Genomic DNA, 22,786 nt, shown 5'->3' on the forward strand with positions numbered 1-22,786 from the left:
CCTGGGCAACTGCACGGGTTTCGGCGCCGGCCCCGCTTCTGCGTGAAGGCGAAGCAGCCCGCCTCCCAGGAAACGACTTGTACCAGGCGCTTTTGCGCGGCCCGTTGCTAGGCGGGTAGGGCTGGCACCTCAATGAAAAAGGTGGTGCCGGCACCTTCGGCACTTTCAAGCCAGATGCGGCCCTGGTGCAGCTCCACGATGGTCTGAATAATCGACATACCCAGCCCGGTGGTCTTCTCCCCGCGCAGCCCGGTCCGCCGCGCTTTCGTGAACTTATCGAACAACAGCGGTTGGAGTTCTGCCGGAACCCCGATGCCCGTATCGGTAATCGTCACCAGCACGAGGGCGTCCTGGCGGGCCACGCGCACGGTAAGCGTGCCTCCGTCGGGCGTAAACTTGATGGCGTTGGAAAGGAGGTTGTTGATGACCTGCTGAAACTTGTTGATGTCCAGGCTGACAAAGATGGACTCTTCCGCAGCCTCGAAGTGAAACTGCAGATGCGTATGCCACTCCGAGCGTTGGTACTCCTCCATAATCGTGCGCAGCCACGCCACCAGGTTGGCCCGCTCCCGCTTCAGCTCCACGTTGGAAGACTCCAGAAACTCGTTGTCTACAAAGTCGCGGATCAGGTGTACCCCGTCCGTGCAGGTGCGCTCCATCAGGCGCAGCAGCTCCTGTACGCCCGCGCCGTCCTGGGTTTCCAGCCGCAGGTGCTCGGTTAGCTGCTGCAACAAGACCAGCGGGGCCGCCAAATCGTGCGACAGTATTTCAAGCGTCGCGTCTTTCTTGGTGTTGAATTTCTGGGCGTTGATGGCCGTTTCCTGCACTTTGGTAATGTCCAGCACCGTGCCGCTGAGGTAGCGCTGCCCGTCGGCAAGAACTTCCAGGCTGCCCGCAAAGCGCAGCCACTGCACCCCGCCACCAGCAGGGGTAGCTACCCGCACGTCCACATTCTCAACCAGCTCGCCGGCCAGCGCCTGGGTTAGCTGCTGGTGCAGCAGGGGCCGGTCATCGGGGTGGACGCGGGACAACCAGCGCGGCAGCTCGTCGTCGGCGCGGGCGGCGGGGCCCTCAAACACCCGCTCGTACGCCTGGCTGACGTACACCACCCGCGCCGCGGCGAGGTCATAGGAAAAATAAACGGCTTGGCCGCCGTCAATCAGGGAGCGAAACAGGGGGGAGAAGTCTGGCATAGGGCAAGGGGTAGCACCCGAATGTACTGTTGATCCGGCGTTTCGTTGCCTGCCAACCCCAGCCGGAAAAGCGCCGGCCCGCAGCTTCACCCAGTTGCAGCTGCGTAAGCAGTTTCAAGAAGTGTCGCTTCTGCTGCCAGTAGAGAACAGGCCGGCTATGCAACCGCCCGCTGCGGGCCGAATACAGCCAGCTAAGCCGGTGTGGGCGCCCCGAAAGCGTGGGTAGCTTCTTGGCTGGTAACTCTTTTGCAGAAAAAACGGTACAGCGTAGAATTCTTTTTGTTTCGCCAGGACGAAAGGGGAAGTACCAGCACCCCCACCGCTTGCAGGCCTCCAGCCCCGGCGGACTGTCCGCGCGGGCCAGGAGGGCCCCCAGGGACTGTTGCCGGGGCAGCGTAGAGGGCGGCGGGCCGGTGTTGGCCGGACCCGCTGTTGCTGCTGGGTTTGTCCGGGCGCCCGGCCGGGTTTGTGCCGGCTTGTTTGCAGTTGCTTGCTCTTATCGTTTGCCTTCTCCCCGTATGATTCCTCGATTTCTGTTTGCCACCGGCATCGAAAACAGCTACCCCACCATCGAGAACGGCCGCCTGCGGGTGGATGAGATGGAGAAGTGCGGACACTACCAGCACTGGCGCAAAGACTTCGACCTGGTGCAGGAGCTGGGGATTCAGTTTCTGCGCTACGGCCCGCCCATTCACACCACCTGGCTGGGGCCCGGCCGCTACAACTGGGACTTCGCCGACGAAACCTTTAACGACCTGTGCCGGCGCAACATCGCGCCCATCGTGGATTTATGCCACTTCGGCCTGCCCGACTGGCTGGGCAACTTCCAGAACGGCGACTTCCCGGCCTTGTTTGCCGACTACGCCCGCGCCTTTGCCCGGCGCTTTCCGTGGGTGCAGCTCTACACGCCGGTCAACGAAATGTTTATCTGCGCCACGTTTTCGGCCTTGTACGGGTGGTGGAACGAGCAGCTGACCACCGACCGGGCCTTCGTGACGGCCCTCAAGCACATTGTGAAGGCCAACGTGCTGGCCATGCACGCCATTTCGGAGGTCCGGCCCGATGCCTTGTTTATTCAGAGCGAGTCGTCGGAGTACTTCCACGCCGAAAACCCGGCCGCCATCCGGCCCGCCGAGCTGATGAATGCCCGGCGCTTCCTGTCCCTGGACTTGAACTACGGCCGGCGCGTGGATTCGGAGATGTACGAGTACCTGCTCGACAACGGCATGACGCGGGAGGAGTACCACTTCTTTCTGCGCCACAAGCTCAAGCACCAGTGCATCATGGGCAACGATTACTACAAAACCAACGAGCACCGCGTGAAAGCCGACGGTAGCACCCGCGCCTCCGGGGAGGTGTTTGGCTACCACGTCATCACCCGCCAGTACCACGACCGGTACCACCTGCCCGTGATGCACACCGAAACCAACCTCAACCAGGGGCCCTGCGGCGACGAGGCCGTGAACTGGCTCTGGAAGGAGTGGGCCAACGTGCTGCGCGTGCGCAACGACGGCGTGCCCATCATCGGCTTCACCTGGTACTCGCTCACCGACCAGGTGGACTGGGACACGGCCCTGCGCGAAAACAACGGCCGCGTGAACCCGCTGGGCCTCTACGACCTGGACCGCAACATCCGGCCCGTGGGCGAGTCGTACAAGCAGCTCATCAAAGACTGGTGCCAGGTGCTGCCCGCCCAGAGCATCTGCCTGCAAGTGCCCATCGTCATGCCCCACGAAAGCAACCAGGCCTGGGTTCGGCAGCAGCAGGAAGCCGCTCAGCAAGTGCTCCGGACCAAAACAGCGGCGCCCACCGCCACCGCTCCCGTAGAAGCCGGAGGGTAACCTGGCCGGCACACCCAGACAGTAGCTTCACCACCTCCTGACTCACCATTTCACCTTTTTCCATGAGATTTCAAGATAAAGTAGCTATTGTGACCGGTGGGGCCAGCGGCATTGGCCTGGCTACGGCCAAGCGCCTCGGCTCGGAAGGTGCCCGCCTGGTGCTGGTGGGCCGCGCCCAGGACAAGCTCGACCAGGCCGCCGAGCAGTGCCGGGCCGCCGGCGCCCCCGCCGTGTGGGGCAGCGTGTGCGACGTGGCCGACGAGGCGCAGGTAGCCGCCGCCGTGCGGGGCACGCTGGAGCGCTTCGGCCGCCTCGACGTGGTGGTGAACAACGCCGGGGTGATGCAGTTCAAGCCCCTGGAGGAGCAAACCGGCGCCGACTGGCAGCATGTGCTGGGCGTGGACCTGCTGGGCACATTCTTCTTTATCAAAGAAGCCTTTTTGCACATGAAGCCCGGCGGCACCATCGTCAACGTGTCCAGCATCCACGCCGTAGAAACCAGCCCGCTGGTGGCGTCTTACGCCGCGGCCAAGGCTGCCGTCAACTCCCTGACCCGCTCGGCGTCGCTGGAAGGCAAGCCCAAGGGCATTCGGGTGAATGCCGTGCTGCCCGGCGCCATCGACACGCCCATGCTCTGGGACAATCCCAACGTGAAGTCCGGCGTCGAAAAGATTGACCCCGCCGACGTGGGCCGCCCCGAAGACGTGGCCGCCACCATTGCCTACCTGGCCTCCGACGACGCCGCCTTCGTGCAGGGCGCCGCCGTGCGCGTGGACGGGGGCCGCCTCAGCCAGCTGTAAATAAAAGGCAGCTGTAAGCCAGCGGCAGCCGGAGCAGGCACCCCGGCCGCTGCCGCCAACGTCGCTCCGGCGTGCTGCGTAGGCTACTGAGCTGATTTCTGTTATTCACCCTGTATTACCTTCCCCTCATGGCTGCCGTTTTACCTCAATTGCTCGAGCACAAGCTGGTGGCCATCATCCGCGGTGCCCAGCCCGCGGATCTGGTCCGCATCGTCCGGGCCCTGCACGCAGGCGGCGTGCGGGCCGTGGAAGTCACCATCAACTCCGACCGTCCCCTGGCCGGCATCGAGCAGCTGACCGATGAGCTGGGTGACCAGATGCTGATTGGGGCCGGCACGGTGCTCGACCCCGAAACGGCGCGGGCGGTGCTACTGGCCGGGGCCCGGTTCATCATCTCGCCGACGCTTAATAAAAAGACGATTAAGATGACCAAGCGCTACGGGGCCGTCAGCATTCCCGGCGCGTTTACGCCCACCGAAATCCTGACCGCCTACGAGCACGGCGCCGACCTGATTAAGGTGTTTCCGGCCTCGCTGGGGCCGGCGTATTTCAAGGATGTGAAAGGCCCGCTGCCCCACATTCCGCTCATGCCTACCGGCGGCGTGAAGCTGGACAACATCCGGGACTTCCAGCGGGCCGGCGCCGCCGCCTTTGGCCTGGGCAGCGCCCTGGTGGATACCAGCCAGCCCGTCACCGATGAGTACCTGCGCCAGCTCACCGAGCGCGCCCAGCAGTTTGTGCAGGCCATTTCTTTAACGCATTAATTTCTTGCTCTTGGCTTTATGAAAATCACCGGCTACAAGCTTTACCAGGTGCCGCCGCGCTGGCTGTTTCTCAAACTCGAAACCGATGAGGGCCTGGTGGGCTGGGGAGAGCCCGTGATTGAGGGCCGCGCGGCCACCGTGGCCGCTGCCGTGCGGGAGCTGATGGAATACCTCATCGGCAAAGACCCGCTGCCCATCGAAGACCACTGGACCGTGCTCTACCGCGGCGGCTTCTACCGCGGCGGCCCCATTCTGATGAGCGCCCTGGCCGGCATCGACCAAGCCTTGTGGGACATCAAAGGCAAGTTTTTCAACGCCCCCATCTACCAGCTGCTCGGCGGCAAGGCCCGCGACACCATGCGCGTGTACTCCTGGATTGGCGGCGACCGGCCCGCCGAAGTGGGGCTGGCGGCCAAGAACATGGTGGACAAGGGCTTTACGGCGGTGAAGATGAACGCCACCGCCGAAATGAGCTACGTGGATTCCTACGTCAAGATTGACGAGGCCGTGGCCCGCATTGCCGCCGTGCGCGAGGCCGGCGGCCCGGCCCTGGGCATCGGCGTCGACTTTCACGGCCGGGTGCACAAGCCCATGGCCAAGATGCTGGCCAAAGAGCTGGAGCCGTTCCGGCCCATGTTTATTGAGGAGCCCGTCCTGGCCGAAAACAACGAGGCCCTGCGCGACATTGCCCGCAGCACCAGCATTCCCATTGCTACCGGGGAGCGGATGTTTTCGCGCTGGGACTTCAAAAAGCTGCTCATCGACGGCTACGCCGACATCATCCAGCCCGACCTCTCGCACGCGGGCGGCATCACCGAGTGCAAGAAAATTATTTCCATGGCCGAGGCCTTCGACGTGGCGGCGGCCCCGCACTGCCCGCTGGGGCCCATTGCCCTGGCCGCCTGCCTGCAAGTAGATGCCACCTGCCACAACGCCTTCATCCAGGAGCAAAGCTTGGGCATTCACTACAACCAGAGCAACGACCTGCTCGACTACCTCACCGACGCCACCGTGTTTGAATACCACCAGGGCTTCGCCAACATCCCGGACGGCCCCGGCCTGGGCATCGAAATAAACGAAGCCTACGTGCAGCAACGTGCCGAAGAAGGCCACAACTGGAAAAACCCCATCTGGCGCAACCCCGACGGCAGCCTGGCGGAATGGTGAAAAAGCTGCAAGCCGTAAGCCACAAGCTGCAAGCTCATTGAACAGGCTTGCAGCTTGCAGCAGTTCTAACTTCTCATATCTAAGTGCTAAAAATGCGTTTTTTGAGCTGTGACTGGGGCACCACGTCGTTTCGGCTGAAGCTGGTGGAGGGGCCGGAGCTGCGGGTGGTAGCTGCGGCTACGTCCAAGGAGGGCAACGCGGCCACGTTTGAGCGGTGGCAGCAGGCTAGGCAGCCGCCGGAGCAGCGGCTGGGCTTTTACCTGGAGGTGGTTCGGCCGCACGTGCGGCGGCTGGAGGAGCAGGCAGGAGAGTCGCTGGCCGGGGTGCCGCTGGTGGTGTCGGGCATGGCCTCGTCTACCATCGGCATGCTGGAGCTGCCCTACCGGCCGCTGCCCTTCGCCGCCAACGGCTCCGACCTGCTGACCCGGCTGCTGCCCGCTACGGCCGGGTTTGCGCAGCCCGTGCTGCTGATTTCCGGGGTTAAAACCGACGACGACGTGATGCGCGGCGAGGAAGTCCAGCTGGTGGGCTGCGGCTTTGCGGCCACGGAGCAGGAGCAGCTGTTTCTGCACCCCGGCACCCACGCCAAGCACGTGCTGGTGCGGCAGGGGAGGGCCGTGGAGCTGAAAACCTATATGACCGGGGAGTTCTTTGCCCTGCTCACCACCGAAAGCATCCTGGCTTCGGCCGTCGAATCAGGCGCGGGAGGCCTCGACCAGCCGGCCCACGCCCAGGCTTTTGCCCAGGGCGTGCAGGCCAGCCAACGCGGCAATCTGCTGCACGAGGCGTTTCTGGTGCGCACCAACCGGCTGTTCGAGAAGCTCTCGAAACCGGAAAACTTCTTTTACCTCAGCGGGCTGCTGATTGGCACCGAGCTGCGCGACTTTCCCACCGATTTCACCGGGCCCGTGGTGCTGGCCGGGGAAGACGTGCTGGTGCACTCCTACGAAGCCGCGCTCCGCCAGCTCGGCATTACCGGCCGGGTTGCGTCCGTGACGATACAAGGGGCCGAGGCAGTGACGCTACGCGGCCAGGCGGCCGTTCTGGAGCGGGCGCAGGCCGCCGGCCAGTTGCTCGCGCCGCCAAGCCAGTAAGCGCTGCGCAAGCAGCCGGCCCGTGAAAAGCCACCGCCCGGTTATTCGTTGAGCCAGGAAGGCCGTGGCCGTTGGGAATTTTCGGTTACGATAAACCGGGGTCTGCGGGCTTTTCTTTTCACAGTCCGCAGACCCCGGACAAGTAGATTCTCTCACCAAAGATGCTTGGCTATGCTGCTCTGCGAGTGTACGTTTGCGCCGCTGCGCTCAGCTTGGCGGTTAGGTCCTTTTTACCACGCACTACCCGTTTCTATCGTATGACGCAGCAACTACAAGCCCCGGCGGTCCGCGTGGCACTGCCGGCGCAGGCGCAGCTGGGCGAAGGCGCGCTCTGGAACCCGCTGGACCAGCGGCTGTACTGGGTCGATATTGAAGGCCAGCTTTTGCACATCTTCGACCCGGCCACGGGCCAGGGCCGTTCGTTGCCCACCGGCGCCCGTATCGGGACGGTGGTGCCCACCGGCCAAGCGGAGGAGGTGCTCGTGGCCCTGCAAACCGGCCTGCATCGCCTCAACACCACGACCGGCCAGCTGACGCTGCTGGTGAACCCGCTACCGGACTCCAGCCTGCGCTTCAACGACGGTAAGTGCGACCCGGCCGGCCGCTTGTGGGTAGGCACCCTGGATATGCAGGGCCACCCCCGCCGCGCCGCCCTCTACCGCTACAGCCCCGACGGCCACCTCCAGACCATGCTGACCCAGGTGAGCATCTCCAACGGCCTGGCCTGGGCGCTGGACCAGCGCACCATGTACTACGTGGACACGCCTACCCGCACCGTGCAGGCCTTCGACTACGACCCCGCTACCGGCGCCATTACGGGCGGGCGGGTGGTTATCCGCATCCCGGAAGGCCACGGCTACCCCGACGGCATAACCCTGGATGCCGAGGGGCAGCTGTGGATAGCCTTGTGGGGCGGCGGCCGGGTGGTGCGCTACAACCCCACCACCGGCCAGCTGCTCGCCACTATTGCGGTGCCGGCGCCGCACACCTCGTCCTGCGCCTTTGGCGGCCCCGGCCTGCAAACGCTGTTTATTACCTCCGCCCGGCAGGATCTTAGTCCGGAGCAGTTGCAGGAATACCCCTTGAGCGGCAATGTTTTCGCCGTGGAGCCTGGCGTAGCTGGCCTGCCAGCTGCTCTATTCGGGCAGGCCAGCGCCGCGCGCCGCTAGCTGCCGAGCCCCAGAATGGCAAACCCCACGGCCTAGCAGGCGTTGGGCAACCGGTCCGGCCGCTGCTACGGAGGGCCCTGATGAGCCGGTTAAAACACAAGTTGAGTCTGCAAAGGCAACCCGGACCGGCGGGGTGCGGTATTGCTAGGTACGTATTCATGGGCCGGTTTCTACGGCTGGGGCCCGCGTAGCCATCTTGTGTATGCTCCTGCCTCAACTCATCATCTTCAATCATCTTCGCCAGCGCCGTATGACGAGTACTGACCAGCCCCAGGCCGCGCCCGTCGGCCCCGACGAAGCCTCCAGTCTACTCAACCGCCTGAAAAACCTAGGCCTGATTTTGCTGGGAATTCTGAGTGCGGGCATGGGGCTGAAAGGGTTTCTGCTGTCGAGCCATTTTATTGACGGCGGGGCCACGGGCATTTCCATGCTGCTGGCCAACGTGCTGCGCCTGCCGCTTTCCTGGGGGCTGCTGATTATCAACCTGCCGTTTCTGCTGCTGGGCTACCGCCAGATGGGGGCCCGCTTTGCCCTGAAGAGCGCCCTGGCTATTGGCGGGCTGGCCCTGTGCCTGGCCGTGGTGCCCTACCCCGATGTCACGCCCGACCTGCTCATCACGGCCGTGTTTGGGGGCGTGTTTATTGGGGCCGGTATCGGGCTGGCTATGCGCGGCGGGGCCGTGCTCGACGGCACCGAAATCCTGGCCCTGCTCATCAGCAAGCGCAGCGCCCTGCTCAAAGTTAGCGACGTCATTCTGCTGCTTAACATCGTTATCTTCGGCGCGGCTGCCTTTGTGCTAGGCGTGACGGAGGCGCTGTATTCCATTCTCACCTACGTGGCCGCCTCCAAAACCCTGGACTTCATCCTCAATGGCATTGAGCAGTACACCGGCGTAACCATCATTTCGGAGCGCAACGAGGAGATTCGCCGCGTCATCACCCAGCAGCTAGGCCGGGGCGTGACCATCTACAAGGGCGAGCGGGGCTACGGCAAGCGCGGCGAGCAGGAGCGAGACATGGACATCATCTTCACCGTACTCACGCGCCTGGAGCTGCCCGCGCTGCGCCAAGAAGTTAAGCGCGTCGACCCCAAAGCTTTTATTGTTCAGCATTCCATCGACGACACCGTAGGCGGTATGCTCAAAAAGCGCCCCTTCCATTAAGCGCGAGTACCGGCGCGTCTTTACCGGATTTGCCGAAGCCGGCCGGGAAGAGAATCACTGGAGGCGACTCAGGAGCATCATCGGGCGGTGCAGGCAGTACGAAGCAAATGTGTCGGCTAGCACGTCTGCCTGCTCGCGGCCCACCACGTGATGCGCAGCCACTAATGGCAAGACTACTGGTTGCCGCGTTACCCCGTGGCGTTTGCGCAGCCGCTGAGCAGGCAAAGAAACTTCTGTCATGGTACAGAGGCTTAGGTAAAGCTATCAGTATTGATAGTTTTACTATTACATACACGAGCCGAAGTTTCCAGGTTGCACGGCGGCGTCCCTATTTTTACAGTGCCCACTCAGAAGCTACTGGCTAAACCCTGTTTCTGCAATCAGAAAGCTAGCCGTAGCATGCTGGCTACAACTGACTAGGTGGCACCTGATTGATATGCCGGGCCCTTCCCGCGTGATATAACAAGTGACCAACTTCAGGCTTCAGAGTGGCTTATAGGCAGTTCACAGATGCCTTTAGGTAGGCAGCGGCGAGGATGGAAACAAGGAGGCTAATAAGCAGCAGAGCACCGCAAACAGGCGGGCGCTTCATGCTACTAAAAAAGGGCTGTGAATAGAAATGCGCAAAGTCCTTAGCTGCCAATGGTATTTTTCTACAAATATCAGTGCAGCAACTACGCGCTACTACACTTTTTATCTACTATTTATTTCATAAGCTGTGCCCTCGGTGATACTGTTGATGTACAGGAGTGTTTTGTGATTTATATGACGCCGTGATTGGCTGACTATTTTCGTGGTTTAGTACAAGTATCCCATGAAATGTGGAGCGGTTACACTTATAAAAATCAAAGAAGTCCTCTTACCTTATCGGCCTCTATGCCCCTGCTTACTTTCCTGCGCCGCCCAACTTGTCGCTTGATGCGCTACACCCTGCTCCTGGTACTCAGCGTGTTCCTGAACTACACTACGTGGGGGCAGCAAGCCAGGATTGACAGCCTCAAACAGGCACTGACCACCGCCACCGACACGCAGCGGGTGAAGGTGCTACAAGCATTGTCAAAAAGGACATATTTCAGCAGCTATGAACAATCATTGTCCTATGCCCAACAAAGTCTAGCAGAAGCTAGACAGCTTGATTGGCTACCAGGACAAGCTTTAGCTTTAGAGGTTATTGGAAGACTGCAATGGCGCCAGGGGCATTTTGAACAAGCCCAGCAGTGTTTCCTTAAGTCATTAACATTGTGGCGCCAGCTACATCGAAGGGAAAACGTTGTACTCCTTAATCACACTATTGGCACCTTACTGAGTGCTACACATCAATATGAGAAATCAATGATGTGGCAGAAGAAGGCTTTAATCGGTGCACTAGCTATTAACGATACTGCTGTACTAGCGCGTGCTTATTCATCAATAGGATTGCTTTATGTTCGACAACATCGTCCAACCATTGGGTTATCCTATTATTCTCGGGCCTTAGAGTTAAGTCAAAGCTTTGCAAAAGATGTTAACTTAACTACTGCAGTCCTAAACAATTTGGCTGATGCTTACATAGAACTTAATCAGCCCCGACAGGCTCTACCTTACTTATTTAAAGCAATCAAAATTGCGCGTCAAACCGATAACAAAGCGGGATTGGCTCTTTATGAACATACTATAGCACAAGCTTATGATAAATTAGGAAAACCAGAAATGGCTATATATCACGCGCTTAAGGCTCGGCAATTACATAAAAGAAATCAAAATAAACCTACGTTAGTCATAACAAACGACCTGCTAGACACTCTGTATGCCCAGCAGGGCAACTACCGCCTGGCTCGCCGCCACACGGCCGAAAACCGCCGGCTGGAAGCCCAGCTGCGCCAGCAGGAGCAAGAAGCCAAGGTCGCCGAGTTGCAAGGCCGCTACGACACGAAAGAAAAAGAGCGCAGCATCCAGCTACTGCAGCAGCAAAACCGCATTACGCAGCTGGCGGCCCTGCAGCAGCGCACGCTGCGCAACGCGGCCCTGCTCACGGCCGGGCTGCTGCTGCTGGCCGTGGGCGTGCTGGTGAACCGCTACCGCCTGCGCCAGCGCACGGTGCAGCAACTGGCGGCGCAAAAGCAGGTGCTCGAAACCCGCGACCAGGAAAAAGAGCTGCTGCTGCGCGAGAAGACGCTGCTCTTGCAGGAGGTGCACCACCGCGTCAAAAACAACCTGCAAATCGTGCTCAGCCTCTTAAACACCCAGGTCAACACCCTGCACGAGCCGGCCGCCATCGAGGCCATCCGCGACAGCCAGAGCCGGGTGCAGACCATGGCCCTGATTCACCAGAACCTCTACCAGTCCGAGAGCTTGGCCCGCATCGACATGCTCAGCTACTTCGGCGAGCTGACCGAAGCCATCAGCGAGGCCTTCCGGCAGGAGGCCGCCCGCGTGCAGCTGCACGTGAGCGTCGAGCCCCTGCAACTGAACACGCACACGGCCGTGCCCCTGGGCCTGATTGTCAATGAGCTGGTGACCAATGCGCTGAAGTATGCCTTTCCGCCCGGCTATCCCGACCAGCGTGTGTGGGTGACGCTGGGGCAGGTGGAGGCCGGCCGTTACCAGTTGGTGGTGGCCGACTCGGGCGTGGGCCTGCCCGCCAGTGTGGTGCCCACCAAGGTGGCCTCGCTGGGCTTGCGCCTGGTGGCCGGGCTGGCCCAGCAGATGAAGGCCCGCCTGGAGGTGGCGGCCGCACCGAGCGCCTGCTTTACGCTCACTTTCCGCGAGCTGCCCCAAACGCCGGTGGCTGCCTAGCCCTAGTGCCGGCTGGGTGCCTAGACCATAAAGGGTAGTCTAGAAGGTAGCGTCGCGGCTGCTCCGAAGTGAAAGATTCGCGCCCAGGAAACCGAGTGCTCCACACGCAAAAAACCCGGAAACCCACTTTCGCAGCGCGAGAAGCAAGTTTCCGGGCGTACCGGGGTAGGTAGAATGAGCCCCCTGCCGGGATCGAACCAGCGACCTACTGATTACAAGTCAGTTGCTCTACCAGCTGAGCTAAGGAGGCGTAAGTGCGGCAAAACTAGTATGCGAGGTTGGTTTTGCCAAGCATCAGTACGGTTTTCTTGCCGCCAGATACCTAACCGGTTCGTTAGCAGCGTAAAAAACTGCAGCAGGCCGAGGCCCGCTGCAGTTTTAAGTAAGCCAAGCATCCGGCCTTTAGCTGCGGATGGTTTTGAGCTGCTTTTTCAAAGCGTCGATGCGCAACTGGGCCTCGTCGATGCGGCCCTGGTACTCCTGGCGGAGCTGGCTGGCGTTTTTGGAGCGGGCGAAAAACTCCAGGTTGGTACGCAGAGTGGAAATGTCGTTTTCCAGCTCATTGATTTCCCGGCGCAGGGCTTGTTCTTTCTTATAGAGCTGCTGTCCCGCGTCGGGGGAGGCTTTTAGCCGCTCCACCTGCAAGCCAAACAACAGTTCCGAACGGTCGGAGTAGGAGAGGCCGGGCACGGTATCCAGGTACTTGCCCATCAGTGCCTGGAACCGTTCCTCGGCTCGCTCGTTGGAGCGGGCGCCACTAAAGGCCCTCCACTCACTCACGTACTGGCGGAAGCCGTCTAGGGAGCCGGGCTGCTCAGCCGAAGCGGCGGCCACCTCGGCGGCAATCCGGTCGAGGGTGGCGGCCTGTTCCTGGCCGAGCTGCTGCACCTGCTGCTCGCGCTGCCGGGTTTCCTCCTTGCGGCGGTCAAAGAACGAGTCGCAGGCGGTACGGAACCGGTTCCACACCTTGTCCGACTGCTTTTCCGGGACGCGGCCAATCAGCTTCCAGTCCTTCTGCAAGCGGATAACGGTTTCGCGGGCTTCCTCCCAATTCGGATTTTGCAGGGCGGCTTCGGCCTGCTCACACAGCTCCAGCTTACGCTTGAGGTTGGTGTTCTTCTCCTCATCCAGCGCCTTAAAAAACTGGTTTTTGCGCTGGAAGAAGCCTTTGTAAGCTCCCCAAAATTGCTTGTTCAAGGCTTCGGCTTTGTCGCGGGGGACCAGGCCGGCGGCGTCCCATTCCTCCTTGAGTTTCTGCAGCTCGTCGGTTTTGGAACGCCACTCGTTTACGCGCTCCGTCTGGAACTCTCCGAAGGGCCGCAGGCGCTCCAGCAAAGCTGTTTTTCGCTCCAGATTAGCGTTTTCCTGAGTAGAGCGGGTGGTCAGAAACTCCTTTTTGCGGTCGTGCACTTGCTCGGAGGCCTGTAGGAAACGCTGCCAGAGCGGCTCACGCTGCTCGTTGGGCACGGGCCCGATGTGCTTCCACTCCTCGTGCAGCTGCCGCAGCTCCTGCAAGGCTTTGTTGATGCTGGGCTGCTGGGGCAGGGCCTCGGCGCGGGCAATCAGCGCTTCTTTGGCTTCCTGATTGCGGCGCCGGTCCAGCTCCTTCATCTCAAAGAACAGGCCGCGGTTGTTGTAGTAGATGTCCAGCAGAGCGTGGTAGGAATTCCACAGCTCCTGGGCGTCTTTCTGCGGCACGGGGCCGGTGGCCTTCCAGTCGTTTTGCAGGGCCTTGATGCGGGAAGAGCTGTCCTTGGTTTCGGCCGACTCCACCAGCTGCCGCAGCTGCGACAACAGGTACTGCTTGTGGGCCAGGTTTTTGGCCCGTTGCTCGTCCTCGTTTTTGGCGTCGCGGGCCCGGCTTTCCCGGAACTCCTGCAAGGCCTTGATTAGCTCAACGTGGCCGGCCGGGGCGGCGTCCGCCGGCTCGTTGCCCTCGATGGCCGGTTGGGTGCGGGCAGCCTGCACGTTGGCTTCGTACTGGCGGTTGAGGTCCAGGATTTGCTTGCGGTTCTGGCGGGCGTCGGGGCGGCGCAGCAGCTCCAGCAGGTGCGTCGCCTGGGCCGGCAGGTCAAGGGAGGTAAAATCCAGCGCCGCAGCATCGGCCACGTACTCCTCTTCCTCTTCCGCAGCGTGCTCAGCGGTATGTTCAGCGGCGGCCGCCGCGGCTTCCTTAGCTCCCTCATTATCGGAAGTGGGCAAGGAGGCCAGCGCCATGGGGGCGTTTTCGATGTCGGCGGCCGTGTGCAGCGGGAAAGCCTCCAGTGTAGTAGTCAGCGGCGCTTCGGGGGCTTCGGCGGGGGCCTGTGCCACTTCCGCCGCTGGGACCGGGGCGCCGGTCAGTTCCTCCGGAGTAGAGGTAGCCACGCCGGCCGGCGCCGGCTCGTAAGCAGCAAAGTCGGGGATAGGCAGGGCTTCCGGCGCGGGAGTGGCCGCGGGAACATCTGCTGCGGGAGTGGTGGTGCCGTAATGCGCCAGGGCACGCTCGGCCGGGGCCGAGGGCTGGGCGGCTTCCGGAGCGTCCGGCGCTGAACTGACCGACTCGGTGGCGGCGCTGGCTTCGGGGGAGCCGGGAGCCGGGGGCACCAGGGGCGCGGCCGGCGGGTTGTTGGCCGGAGCCGCGGCCGTTTCAGCCGGCGGGGCGGCCGGTTCGTGGGCGGGGTCCTGCTGGGCGCGGATTTCGGCCAGGCGGCGTTCCAGAATGCTCATCGGCGACTCCGAGGCATTGTCGGAGTGAGTGGGGGCGGAGGTATCGTTGTCGGGTAGCATACAGTTCTTCGGAAAGGGGGCCGGCCAACCGGGCCGGGCCAGCGGGCAGGCGGGAATTAGTTGAGCCGGGGGTCGGAGGGGTAGTTGGACAGCACGCGGAAGCGGCCGCCTTTTTCGCGCAGGATGGACTGCCAGAAGGCATCGTTATCCAAAGTAAATACTTTCCCGGCAGCATTGGGGTGCACAATCCAAACATTTTCCCGCAGTTCTTCGGCCAGCTGACCGGGCGTCCAGCCGGAATAGCCGGCGTACAGGCGCACCTCGTCGGGGCTCACCGAGCCGCTGAGCAGCAAGCCCAGCAGCACCTCAAAGTCGCCGCCCCAGTACACGTGCTGGCCCAGGTCCACGGCGTGGGGCACATCGGGGCGGAGGTGCAGGTAGTGGAGCGTGTCGGGCTGCACGGGGCCACCTACGCCCAGCGGCGTGTGGGCAGCCGGCAGGGCGTGCCCGCCGGGCAGCTCCAGCACGTCGCCGAGCTCCAGGGAAGAGGGGCGGTTCAGCACCAGCCCAAAAGAACCTTCCTCGTCGGAGTGGCTGCACAGCAGCACCACGGTCCGCTCAAAGTTAGGGTCGCCCAGAAAGGGCTGGGAAATCAGGAGGCTACCAGGACGAAGGCGAGGCATGAAGGTATAGCTAAGTAGGTAAGACAACACAATGCGGCGGGCACGGGGCCCGTCTTCGGCCCTACGCAAGCAGGCAAGCCTAGGGTTGTGCCCGGCCCCCGCAGTGGCCAAAACAACACTGCCCGGCCAATTTCAGTGCAACTGCGCCGGCGGGTGTGGTGCAGAAGTGGGCCGCATGGGCGCGGACTCTATCTTTACGGCCTCATTGGCTGGCCGGCGGCGGCTGCCACCTCGCTTTTTCTTGTGTTTATGCTCGATTCTCACCTGGCCGACTTGCGCAAAACCTACGCCCAGCGCACCCTCACCGAGGCCGACGTGCACCCCAACGCCGTAGAGCAGTTCCGGCAGTGGCTGGACGAGGCCCTGCAAGCCCAGCTCGACGAACCCACGGCCCTGACCCTGGCCACCGTGAACGAGGCCGGCCAGCCGGCCGCCCGCGTGGTGCTGCTCAAGGGCCTGCCCGACAACGAAGGCTTCCTGTTTTTCACCAACTACGACTCACGTAAAGGCCAGGAGCTAGCCCGCAGCCCCCTGGCGGCCATGACCTTCTTCTGGCCCGGCCTGGAGCGGCAGGTGCGCATCGAAGGCCGGGTGGAAAAGGCCCCGGCCCAGGTCTCGACCGAGTATTTCCAGAGCCGGCCCCGGGGCAGCCAGGTGGGCGCCTGGGCCTCGCCCCAGAGCCAGCCCATCGGGAGCCGGCAAGAATTGGAAGAGCGGGAGCGGGCCGTGGAGGCCCGGTTTGCCGGCCAGGAGCCCCTGCCGCGCCCCGACAACTGGGGCGGCTACGTGCTGCGGCCCCAGCGGGTGGAATTCTGGCAGGGCCGCCCCTCCCGCCTCCACGACCGTATCGTGTACGAACTCCACACAACAGGATGGCAGCTAAGCCGCCTGGCGCCGTGAGGTGTAAAATGAGTGAATGAGTAGATGAGTGAATGAGTAGATGAGTGGTAGAGGTCGTCCTGCGGAGCGTAGTCGAAGCATCTCTCCCGCTCCGTTGTGGTGCTATTGTTCTGCTGAGCTTGTCGAAGCATCTCTACCGAGGGTAACTGTTGATGACTGCAACGAAGCGGGAGAGATGCTTCGGCAAGCTCAGCAGGACGGTCTTTTCTCGCTTAGACATTCGTTTCTCTCCTATCAATTAAGCCCCTAAGTCCTCAAGCCCCTAACCCCTAAGTCCCTATCCATTTGGCTGAAATTCAACCCGTGCGCGGCTGGCGCTATTCAGAAATCCTGGGCCGGCAGATAGACGCCTACGTGTCGCCGCTGTTTGATGTGGTGTCGGCCAAGCAGCGCGAGGCGCTGTATCGTAATCCGCTCAACAGCATCCACCTCTCGGTGCCGCGCGGCCCAGACCCGGCGGGCGAGGCCCTGCGCCGGCTGCGGGAGTGGCAGGAGCAGGGCGTGCTGCGCCAGGATGAGCTGCCGGGCATCTACGTCTACTACCAGTACTTCCGGCTGCCGGGCAGCCCGCGCGAATACTGCCGCAAAGGCTTCATGTGCCACATCCGGGCCACCGACTGGCCGGAAAACGTGGTGCTGCGCCACGAAAACACCCTGCCCGTAGCCGTCAACGACCGGGCCGAGCTGCTAAGCCGCACCGAGTTTCAGACCAGCGCCACCCACGGCCTGTACCGCGACGACAGCTTCGAGCTGGAACGCTACCTCGACGAGGCCATCCAGGCCCCGCTGTATCAGACCGAAGAAGACTATCAGGGTGCCCGCGACGTACTGGCCGTGATTCAGGACGTGGCCGTGATTCGGCGGTTTCAGCAGGTGCTGGCTTCGCGCCAGGTAATTCTGGCCGACGGCCACCACCGCTACGAGGCCTCGGTGGCCTACCGCCACGCCCGGCAGGCGGCGGCCGGAGCGGCGGCCACCGGCCAGGAAGGCTGGAACTACCACCTGATGTATCTGACCAACTCGGCCGCCGACGACCTGCGCATCCTGCCCACGCACCGCCTGCTGCTGGAGCTGCCCGGTGAGCTGACCGCCGACGAGCTGCTGGCCCGGCTCACGCCCTACTTCACGGTGCTGACCCTGGACGACCCCTACGACTTGCCCGAGCGGATTGCCGGTAAACTCTGGGCCTTCGGGCTATACCTGGGTGAAGGGCAGGTGTACAAGCTTCGGCTGCGGCCGGAGGTGCACGCCCAGCTGGCCTGGGACACCACGCCCGAAGTCAAGGCCCTGGACCTGACCGTGCTGCATTACTTTGTGCTGGAAAAAGCCCTGGGCATCGTAGGGCCCGAGGCTCAGCGCCAGTGGCCGGGCGTGGCCTACGTGCGCAACTTCCCCGAGTGCCTCACCCGCGTAGACCGGGGCGAGGCCCGCGCCGCCCTTATCACCAACGAGGTGACCATGGACGAGGTGGAGCGCGTCTGCCATTCCGGGGCCGTGATGCCACCCAAGTCCACGTTCTTCTATCCCAAAACCATCGGTGGCTTCCTGTTCAGCAGCATCCGCCCCAACGAAACCCTGCACCCGTTCTATGACGCTTTCCGCGCCTGATTCTGGGGCCGCGCCGGCCCGCCCGCGCCTGGTGCTGGCTTCTGGCTCCCCGCGCCGCCGCCAGCTGCTCACCGACTTGGGCCTGACCTACGAAGTGCGCCTGCGCGAGGTGGAGGAGAGCTTTCCGCCGGAGCTGCGCCGCGCCGCCGTAGCCGAGTACCTGGCCGCCCGCAAAGCCCAGGCCTACGCCCCCGACCTGGCCCCCGATGAGCTGGTTATTACCGCCGACACCATCGTCTGCCTCGACGACGATGTGCTGAACAAGCCCCAGGACGAAGCCGAAGCCGTGCACATGCTCCAGCGCCTGCAAGGCCGCGCCCACGACGTGTACACCGGCGTGTGCCTGCTCCCCGCCGACGGCCGCCCGGTGGTCTTCTCCGACCAGACCCGCGTGCACTTTCGCCCATTGAGCCTTCCGGAAATCGAGCATTACGTGCAGCACTACCGCCCCCTGGACAAAGCCGGAGCCTACGGCGCCCAGGACTGGATTGGTATGGTGGCCGTGACGCGCCTGGAAGGTTCCTACTTCAACGTAATGGGCCTGCCGGTGCATCGGCTCTGGGAGGAGCTGGCCAAGCTGGGCGCCGTGGGGGTGTAGCCGGCGTTGCTCCGGGCCGTCTTCTGGCTTACGTTGCCAGCCTATAGCAACTGGGCTTGCTCTATTCCAACCGCTTCAATACATCTTCCTGCACGGTTTGCCACTGCGGGAGCCGCCCCGAGGCCTGCCACTGCTCCCGCAGCTCGGAGTCGTGCAGCACGGCCTGCACGGCCCGGCGGGCCAGGTCGGTTAGTTCTTCTTCGTCGCTGATGTCAAGGTCATCAACTACCGCTTCCAGTTCGGGCGGCAGGGCCGGGCTGGGCTCCCCCAGCCACGCCGCTACCACTTCGGCAGCGGCCAGAGCTGCGGCGGCCTCATCGGTTTCCAAGGAGCCGTCGGCTTCGGCAGCCGTGACCAAGGCCTCCAGCAGCAGCACTTCGCTGGGGTCGTCGCGGAACTCGTCGAGAAAATCCGTGGCGGCAGGGTGGTCGAAGTTGGTGAGGCTGAACGTAGGCATGGGCGGGTAGAAGATGTACGCCGCAAGATACGCGGCCGGGCCGCTCAGGAGGCGGCCGGCAGGGGTCGGGCGCCGCTGTCGTCGGGGCGGGCGTAGTCGTAGCGGGCCAGCAGCCGGGCCGCGTGGTAGCCGTCGAGGCCCGAGACGCACACGGTTTCGGCCGCGTCCAGGTTCAGGGAGCCGTCGGGGCGCAGCACTTCGTCGGGGAGGTGTACCTGCTGCACGCTGCCAATCAGCAGAATGGTGCCGTTGGCTTCAATGGGCAGCTCCTGAAGTAGCTCCAAGCCTATCTTGATACGGCTCTCCCGCACGTACGGGGCCCCGAAGCCGGCCAGGGTTTCCGGCGTCAGCCCGCAGGCCGCAAACTCCGATACTTCCCGCGGAAAGTTGGCCGACGTGAAATGGGCCGGCCCCATAATACCTGCGTGCACGTGGTTGAGCGTGTACAGCCTGGTGGCGCGGATGTTCTCGTAGGTGTGGCGGGCCACGCTGGTGGGGCGCATCACAAACCCAATCAGGGCTGGGTTGGACCCCAGGTGCACCACGGAGCTGACAATAGCCAGGTTGAGGGTTCCATCCGGACCGGCCGTGCCCACCAGGTTGGCGGGCTTGTAGCCGGTGATAGAGTTGATGAGGTTGAGGCGAAAAATCGTATCGAGCTGGGGCAGCTCGGCGGCAGTGAAATGAGGCATGGAAGAAGGAAAAGGAAAGCCGCTCTCAGCAAGCTATCCGAGCTGCTGTATGATTGATAGCTGCCGCAAAACTACCAGCTGGTTTGGCAAAACAGCGCCGTAGCCGCGTTCCATCCGTGGAGGGCGGCCGAAAACTGCCCTTCTGCAGATTCTAGGCAGCCGGCCTACTTTAGGCGGGCGTCGAACGGGTGGGGTTCCAGGGCCACGATGCGCAGGCGGGCGTGGTCGGGGTGGAGTGGATTGAGCAGGTAGTTCCACTCGTTGGGGGCGTGAGCCGAGGGCACGCGCAGCAGCCAGGTGCGGCCTGCTTCTATCCAGGCTCGGGTGAGCTGGGCCAGCTCCAGCGGATAAGGCAGCTGCTGCCAGCTGGCCGGCAGTTCCTCGGGAAGTACCTGCTGATAAGGCGTGCCGTCGGGCACTTCCAGCGTCAGGGCGTGGTAGTTGACGGGCAGCGAGGCCGAGTTGGCCAGTACCTCCAGCTTGGCCAGCGACAGGTGCTCGGAGGTGTACAGAATCTGGGTTCCGACCTCGTGCCAGCGGCCGGCGTAGTACAGCCCCCCGGCCCCCGACAAGTCACGAATGTAAGGCAGCTTGCCCAGGCGGTACAGCAGCACGAGACCAGGTAGAAAGTTGAGAAGTTGAGAAGGGAGAAAGTGGAAAGTTGAGCAGGGGAGGTCTGGAACGCAAAAAGCATGGCGAATAGAGAAGCGAATAGAAAGCAAGCAGAGGCCGCTGCAACCGTCATCAGCCGCCATTCCACAACTTTTTAACTTCTCAACCTCCCAACTTCTAAACTCAAGAGTAGTGCCCGTACAGAATGCGGCCGAGAATGTCGCGCACCTGCTCCCGCCCAATCACCGACGACAGCAGCTCCTTGGGCCGAATCCCGCCCAGGGCCACGTTGGGCGTGTTAAGCCAGTGGTGAAAGTCGGCCTCATTCTCGAACACCTCCAGGCCCTTGGCCAGCACCGCCGACAACTGAATGGCCTTTTCGCCTTCGTCCAGCGTCAGGTGGCGGTGGGTTTGCTCACGCCGAGTCAGGGTGCTTTCCGACACGCCCAGCACCGTGCTCATTTCCTTGTTGGTGAAGCCCAGCCGCTGCTGCAACGCCCGCACCGCCTGCACCGAGAGGCCTTTGATGGCCACAGCCAGTAGGTCCAGCTCGTTCTGTACCAGCTGCGGAATTACGGCCGGACCGCCCATCAACTCCACCATGCTGGCTACCGAGGTTTTACGAATGGCTGTCATTTGCGTACTTTTAATCCGTCATTTGACGGCAATATACGTACAAACCAGCTTCTCGTTCGGAAAGATTCCCGCAACAAGCCAAATGGCCGTTCGTGAAAACACTATTCATCTCACCTCTCACTTCCATCCATGTCCAACTCGCACATCGTCCGGCTCAGCAAGTTTCTTAGCAAGCACCTGCGGCACGCGCCCCAGGCGCTGGGGCTGACGCTGGAGCTTGGCGGCTGGGTTGGCGTTGAGGAGCTACTGGCTGCTGCCAACCGCGCCGGGGTAACCTTGGACCGGGCCATGCTCGACGAGGTAGTGGCCTCCAATGACAAGCAGCGGTTTGCCTTTGATGCCGATGGCACCCAAATTCGGGCCCAGCAGGGCCACAGCGTAGCCGTAGAACTAGACCTGGCGCCGGCCGTACCGCCCGCGGTGTTGTACCACGGCACGGTGGCCACCGTATTGTCCGCCATTCAGCGCGAGGGGCTGCAGCCGATGCGCCGCCACCACGTGCACCTGTCGGCCGACGAAGCTACGGCCCGCCGCGTAGGAAGCCGCCGGGGCCAGCCGGTGGTGCTGACGGTGGATGCCGCGGGCCTGCACGCGGCCGGCGGCGTATTCTATCAGTCCGGCAACGGCGTGTGGCTGACCGAGCACGTGCCGCCGGCGTTTCTGCAGCTGCCCCTGCCTGGCAGGTCCAGCGGGCCGGTCGGGTAGGAGGGAAGCCCCAGGGCGCGGTACCTTTGGCCGGTATCTGCGCCACACATGCGCTGTACAAAGACCACCTCGTCTAAGGTCTACGCTCTAACTTCTCACTTCTTTCTATTTTCTCACTGCTGCTTCAATGCCTGCCGCTGATTCCGAACTTATTGAGCGCACCGCCGACTTCATCCGCCAACAATTCCTGCACGAAGGTTCCGGCCACGACTGGGAGCATATTCGCCGGGTGTGGCAGGTGGCCCGCGCCCTGGCCCGCCACACGCCCCAGGCCAATTCGCTCATCACCGAGCTGGGCGCTTTGCTGCACGACGTGGCCGACTGGAAGTTTCACGGCGGCGACGAGGAAGCTGGCCCCCACGCCGCGCGGCAGTGGCTGCACAGTCAGCAGGCCCCCGAAGCGGTAATTCAGGCCGTCGAAATCATCATCCGCGAAATCAGCTTCAAAGGGCTGGGGGTGCCCACGCCCATGAGCACGCTGGAGGGCGAGCTGGTGCAGGATGCCGACCGGCTCGACGCCATTGGGGCCATTGGCGTGGCGCGGGCTTTTGCCTACGGCGGCCACAAAAACCGCCCCCTGCACGACCCCACCATTCCGCCCGCGGCGCACGATTCCTTTGAGAGCTACAAGAAGAACACCAGCCCCACCGTCAACCACTTCTACGAGAAGCTGCTGCACCTGCAGGACCGCCTGAACACGCCTGCCGCCCGCCGCGTGGCCCGGCAGCGCCACGCGTTTATGGAGCAATTTCTCACTCAGTTTATGCGGGAGTGGGACGGGCAGGACGTCGAGGCCAGTGCAGAAGCTGAAGATAAGCCGTAGCTTGAGGCCTGAACCATATGTTTCCCTGTTCCGTGGCTTCTTTTTCCCTTCGTTTGTTCACTTTTCGCTGGGCGTTGGCGTTACCCATACTAGCCCTGGGCCTGACCACCAGCTGCCGCACCTGTCCCATGGTATCCTGCCACACGCGCAAGGTGCATTTGCACAACGGCGTGCAGTACCGCGGGCAGCCATTTTACAAAAAGCAAAACCCCGCCATCGGCGAAAAAATCAAGGTGCACAGGCAGGAAGAGCGCCGGCACAAAAACGACCGGAAAAAGACCCTGAAGTAGTCCTCGAATCGGGGTTCTGGCTAGGTTAATCGGCCTTTTTTGTGTATCTTGCAGGCTTACTGTACTACTCATTCACGAGGCCGGAAGCCCTGGTTCACCAGGGATATT

At 62.6% G+C, this 22,786-nt stretch carries 21 protein-coding genes, 1 tRNA gene and 1 pseudogene; 15 read left to right on the forward strand and 8 right to left on the reverse strand.

All coding sequences use genetic code 11. From position 1 onward, the window contains the following. Positions 1-107: 107 nt before the first annotated feature. The gene (locus OIS53_RS04265; protein WP_264681156.1) at positions 108-1,193 is read right to left on the reverse strand and encodes a PAS domain-containing sensor histidine kinase; all 1,086 of its coding nucleotides are present in this window, start codon (positions 1,191-1,193) and stop codon (positions 108-110) included. Between the two features lie 518 nt (positions 1,194-1,711). On the opposite strand from OIS53_RS04265, the gene OIS53_RS04270 reads away from it, so the two are divergent. From OIS53_RS04270 to OIS53_RS04305, 9 genes and pseudogenes are all read left to right on the forward strand, one after another. After that, a complete protein-coding gene (locus OIS53_RS04270) occupies positions 1,712-3,034 on the forward strand; it encodes a family 1 glycosylhydrolase (RefSeq protein ID WP_264681157.1) in 1,323 nt (440 codons plus the stop codon). Positions 3,035-3,096: 62 nt separating this feature from the next. After that, positions 3,097-3,834 carry an SDR family NAD(P)-dependent oxidoreductase gene (locus OIS53_RS04275; RefSeq protein ID WP_264681158.1) on the forward strand — a complete coding sequence of 246 codons (738 nt, stop codon included), beginning with the start codon at positions 3,097-3,099 and terminating at the stop codon, positions 3,832-3,834. A 128-nt stretch (positions 3,835-3,962) separates the two neighbouring features. Continuing rightward, complete coding sequence (locus OIS53_RS04280) at positions 3,963-4,598, forward strand: bifunctional 4-hydroxy-2-oxoglutarate aldolase/2-dehydro-3-deoxy-phosphogluconate aldolase (RefSeq protein ID WP_264681159.1); 636 nt, start codon at positions 3,963-3,965, stop codon at positions 4,596-4,598. A gap of 18 nt (positions 4,599-4,616) precedes the next feature. Next, on the forward strand, positions 4,617-5,765 hold the full coding sequence (gene dgoD, locus OIS53_RS04285) for a galactonate dehydratase (protein WP_264681160.1): 1,149 nt from the start codon (positions 4,617-4,619) through the stop codon (positions 5,763-5,765). Between the two features lie 92 nt (positions 5,766-5,857). Beyond that, complete coding sequence (locus OIS53_RS04290; protein ID WP_264681161.1) at positions 5,858-6,859, forward strand: 2-dehydro-3-deoxygalactonokinase; 1,002 nt, start codon at positions 5,858-5,860, stop codon at positions 6,857-6,859. A gap of 257 nt (positions 6,860-7,116) precedes the next feature. Continuing rightward, on the forward strand, positions 7,117-8,028 hold the full coding sequence (locus OIS53_RS04295) for an SMP-30/gluconolactonase/LRE family protein (protein ID WP_264681162.1): 912 nt from the start codon (positions 7,117-7,119) through the stop codon (positions 8,026-8,028). 202 nt (positions 8,029-8,230) lie between these two features. Further along, the gene (locus OIS53_RS04300; protein ID WP_264681163.1) at positions 8,231-9,190 is read left to right on the forward strand and encodes a YitT family protein; all 960 of its coding nucleotides are present in this window, start codon (positions 8,231-8,233) and stop codon (positions 9,188-9,190) included. A gap of 1,335 nt (positions 9,191-10,525) precedes the next feature. Beyond that, a pseudogene (locus tag OIS53_RS20445) lies at positions 10,526-10,792 on the forward strand (tetratricopeptide repeat protein); the annotation flags it as partial. Between the two features lie 87 nt (positions 10,793-10,879). Beyond that, the gene (locus OIS53_RS04305; RefSeq protein ID WP_413775189.1) at positions 10,880-11,965 is read left to right on the forward strand and encodes a sensor histidine kinase; all 1,086 of its coding nucleotides are present in this window, start codon (positions 10,880-10,882) and stop codon (positions 11,963-11,965) included. A gap of 177 nt (positions 11,966-12,142) precedes the next feature. Here the strand turns inward: OIS53_RS04305 and OIS53_RS04310 are convergent. From OIS53_RS04310 to OIS53_RS04320, 3 genes are all read right to left on the reverse strand, one after another. Further along, positions 12,143-12,215: transfer RNA gene (locus tag OIS53_RS04310), tRNA-Thr, on the reverse strand. Between the two features lie 152 nt (positions 12,216-12,367). Next, positions 12,368-14,734 (reverse strand): DUF349 domain-containing protein, encoded by a 2,367-nt coding sequence (locus tag OIS53_RS04315; protein WP_264681164.1) that lies wholly within the window; start codon positions 14,732-14,734, stop codon positions 12,368-12,370. 56 nt (positions 14,735-14,790) lie between these two features. Further along, positions 14,791-15,357 (reverse strand): YqgE/AlgH family protein, encoded by a 567-nt coding sequence (locus OIS53_RS04320; protein WP_264681165.1) that lies wholly within the window; start codon positions 15,355-15,357, stop codon positions 14,791-14,793. Between the two features lie 249 nt (positions 15,358-15,606). Between OIS53_RS04320 and pdxH the strand changes: the two genes are divergently transcribed. The 3 genes from pdxH (at position 15,607) to OIS53_RS04335 (ending at position 18,463) form a co-directional block, all read left to right on the forward strand. Further along, entirely contained in the window at positions 15,607-16,257 is a 651-nt protein-coding gene (pdxH, locus tag OIS53_RS04325) for a pyridoxamine 5'-phosphate oxidase (RefSeq protein ID WP_264681166.1), read from the forward strand. Positions 16,258-16,542: 285 nt separating this feature from the next. Next, on the forward strand, positions 16,543-17,865 hold the full coding sequence (locus tag OIS53_RS04330; RefSeq protein WP_264681167.1) for a DUF1015 domain-containing protein: 1,323 nt from the start codon (positions 16,543-16,545) through the stop codon (positions 17,863-17,865). Continuing rightward, positions 17,846-18,463, forward strand: coding sequence for a Maf family nucleotide pyrophosphatase (locus OIS53_RS04335; RefSeq protein WP_264681168.1), 618 nt, complete (start codon positions 17,846-17,848; stop codon positions 18,461-18,463). The genes OIS53_RS04330 and OIS53_RS04335 overlap by 20 nt, the downstream gene beginning before the upstream one ends. Positions 18,464-18,524: 61 nt before the next feature. Here OIS53_RS04335 and OIS53_RS04340 read toward each other — a convergent pair whose 3' ends face one another. The 4 genes from OIS53_RS04340 to parS form a co-directional block, all read right to left on the reverse strand. After that, on the reverse strand, positions 18,525-18,920 hold the full coding sequence (locus OIS53_RS04340) for a DUF4259 domain-containing protein (RefSeq protein WP_264681169.1): 396 nt from the start codon (positions 18,918-18,920) through the stop codon (positions 18,525-18,527). Positions 18,921-18,964: 44 nt separating this feature from the next. After that, positions 18,965-19,612, reverse strand: a complete 648-nt coding sequence (locus tag OIS53_RS04345) for a flavin reductase family protein (RefSeq protein WP_264681170.1) — start codon at positions 19,610-19,612, stop codon at positions 18,965-18,967. A gap of 164 nt (positions 19,613-19,776) precedes the next feature. Next, positions 19,777-20,226: an RES family NAD+ phosphorylase gene (locus tag OIS53_RS04350; RefSeq protein WP_264681171.1), complete on the reverse strand. Its 450-nt coding sequence runs from the start codon at positions 20,224-20,226 to the stop codon at positions 19,777-19,779. A 181-nt stretch (positions 20,227-20,407) separates the two neighbouring features. Continuing rightward, complete coding sequence (parS, locus tag OIS53_RS04355; RefSeq protein ID WP_264681172.1) at positions 20,408-20,860, reverse strand: type II RES/Xre toxin-antitoxin system antitoxin; 453 nt, start codon at positions 20,858-20,860, stop codon at positions 20,408-20,410. A gap of 129 nt (positions 20,861-20,989) precedes the next feature. On the opposite strand from parS, the gene OIS53_RS04360 reads away from it, so the two are divergent. From OIS53_RS04360 to OIS53_RS04370, 3 genes are all read left to right on the forward strand, one after another. Beyond that, positions 20,990-21,565 (forward strand): RNA 2'-phosphotransferase, encoded by a 576-nt coding sequence (locus tag OIS53_RS04360; RefSeq protein WP_264681173.1) that lies wholly within the window; start codon positions 20,990-20,992, stop codon positions 21,563-21,565. A gap of 127 nt (positions 21,566-21,692) precedes the next feature. Further along, positions 21,693-22,388 (forward strand): HD domain-containing protein, encoded by a 696-nt coding sequence (locus OIS53_RS04365; protein ID WP_264681174.1) that lies wholly within the window; start codon positions 21,693-21,695, stop codon positions 22,386-22,388. A 53-nt stretch (positions 22,389-22,441) separates the two neighbouring features. Then, positions 22,442-22,678 (forward strand): hypothetical protein, encoded by a 237-nt coding sequence (locus OIS53_RS04370; protein ID WP_264681175.1) that lies wholly within the window; start codon positions 22,442-22,444, stop codon positions 22,676-22,678. The last annotated feature ends 108 nt before the right edge of the window (positions 22,679-22,786 follow it).

The organism is Hymenobacter sp. YIM 151500-1, from assembly GCF_025979885.1.
GTDB lineage: Bacteria > Bacteroidota > Bacteroidia > Cytophagales > Hymenobacteraceae > Hymenobacter.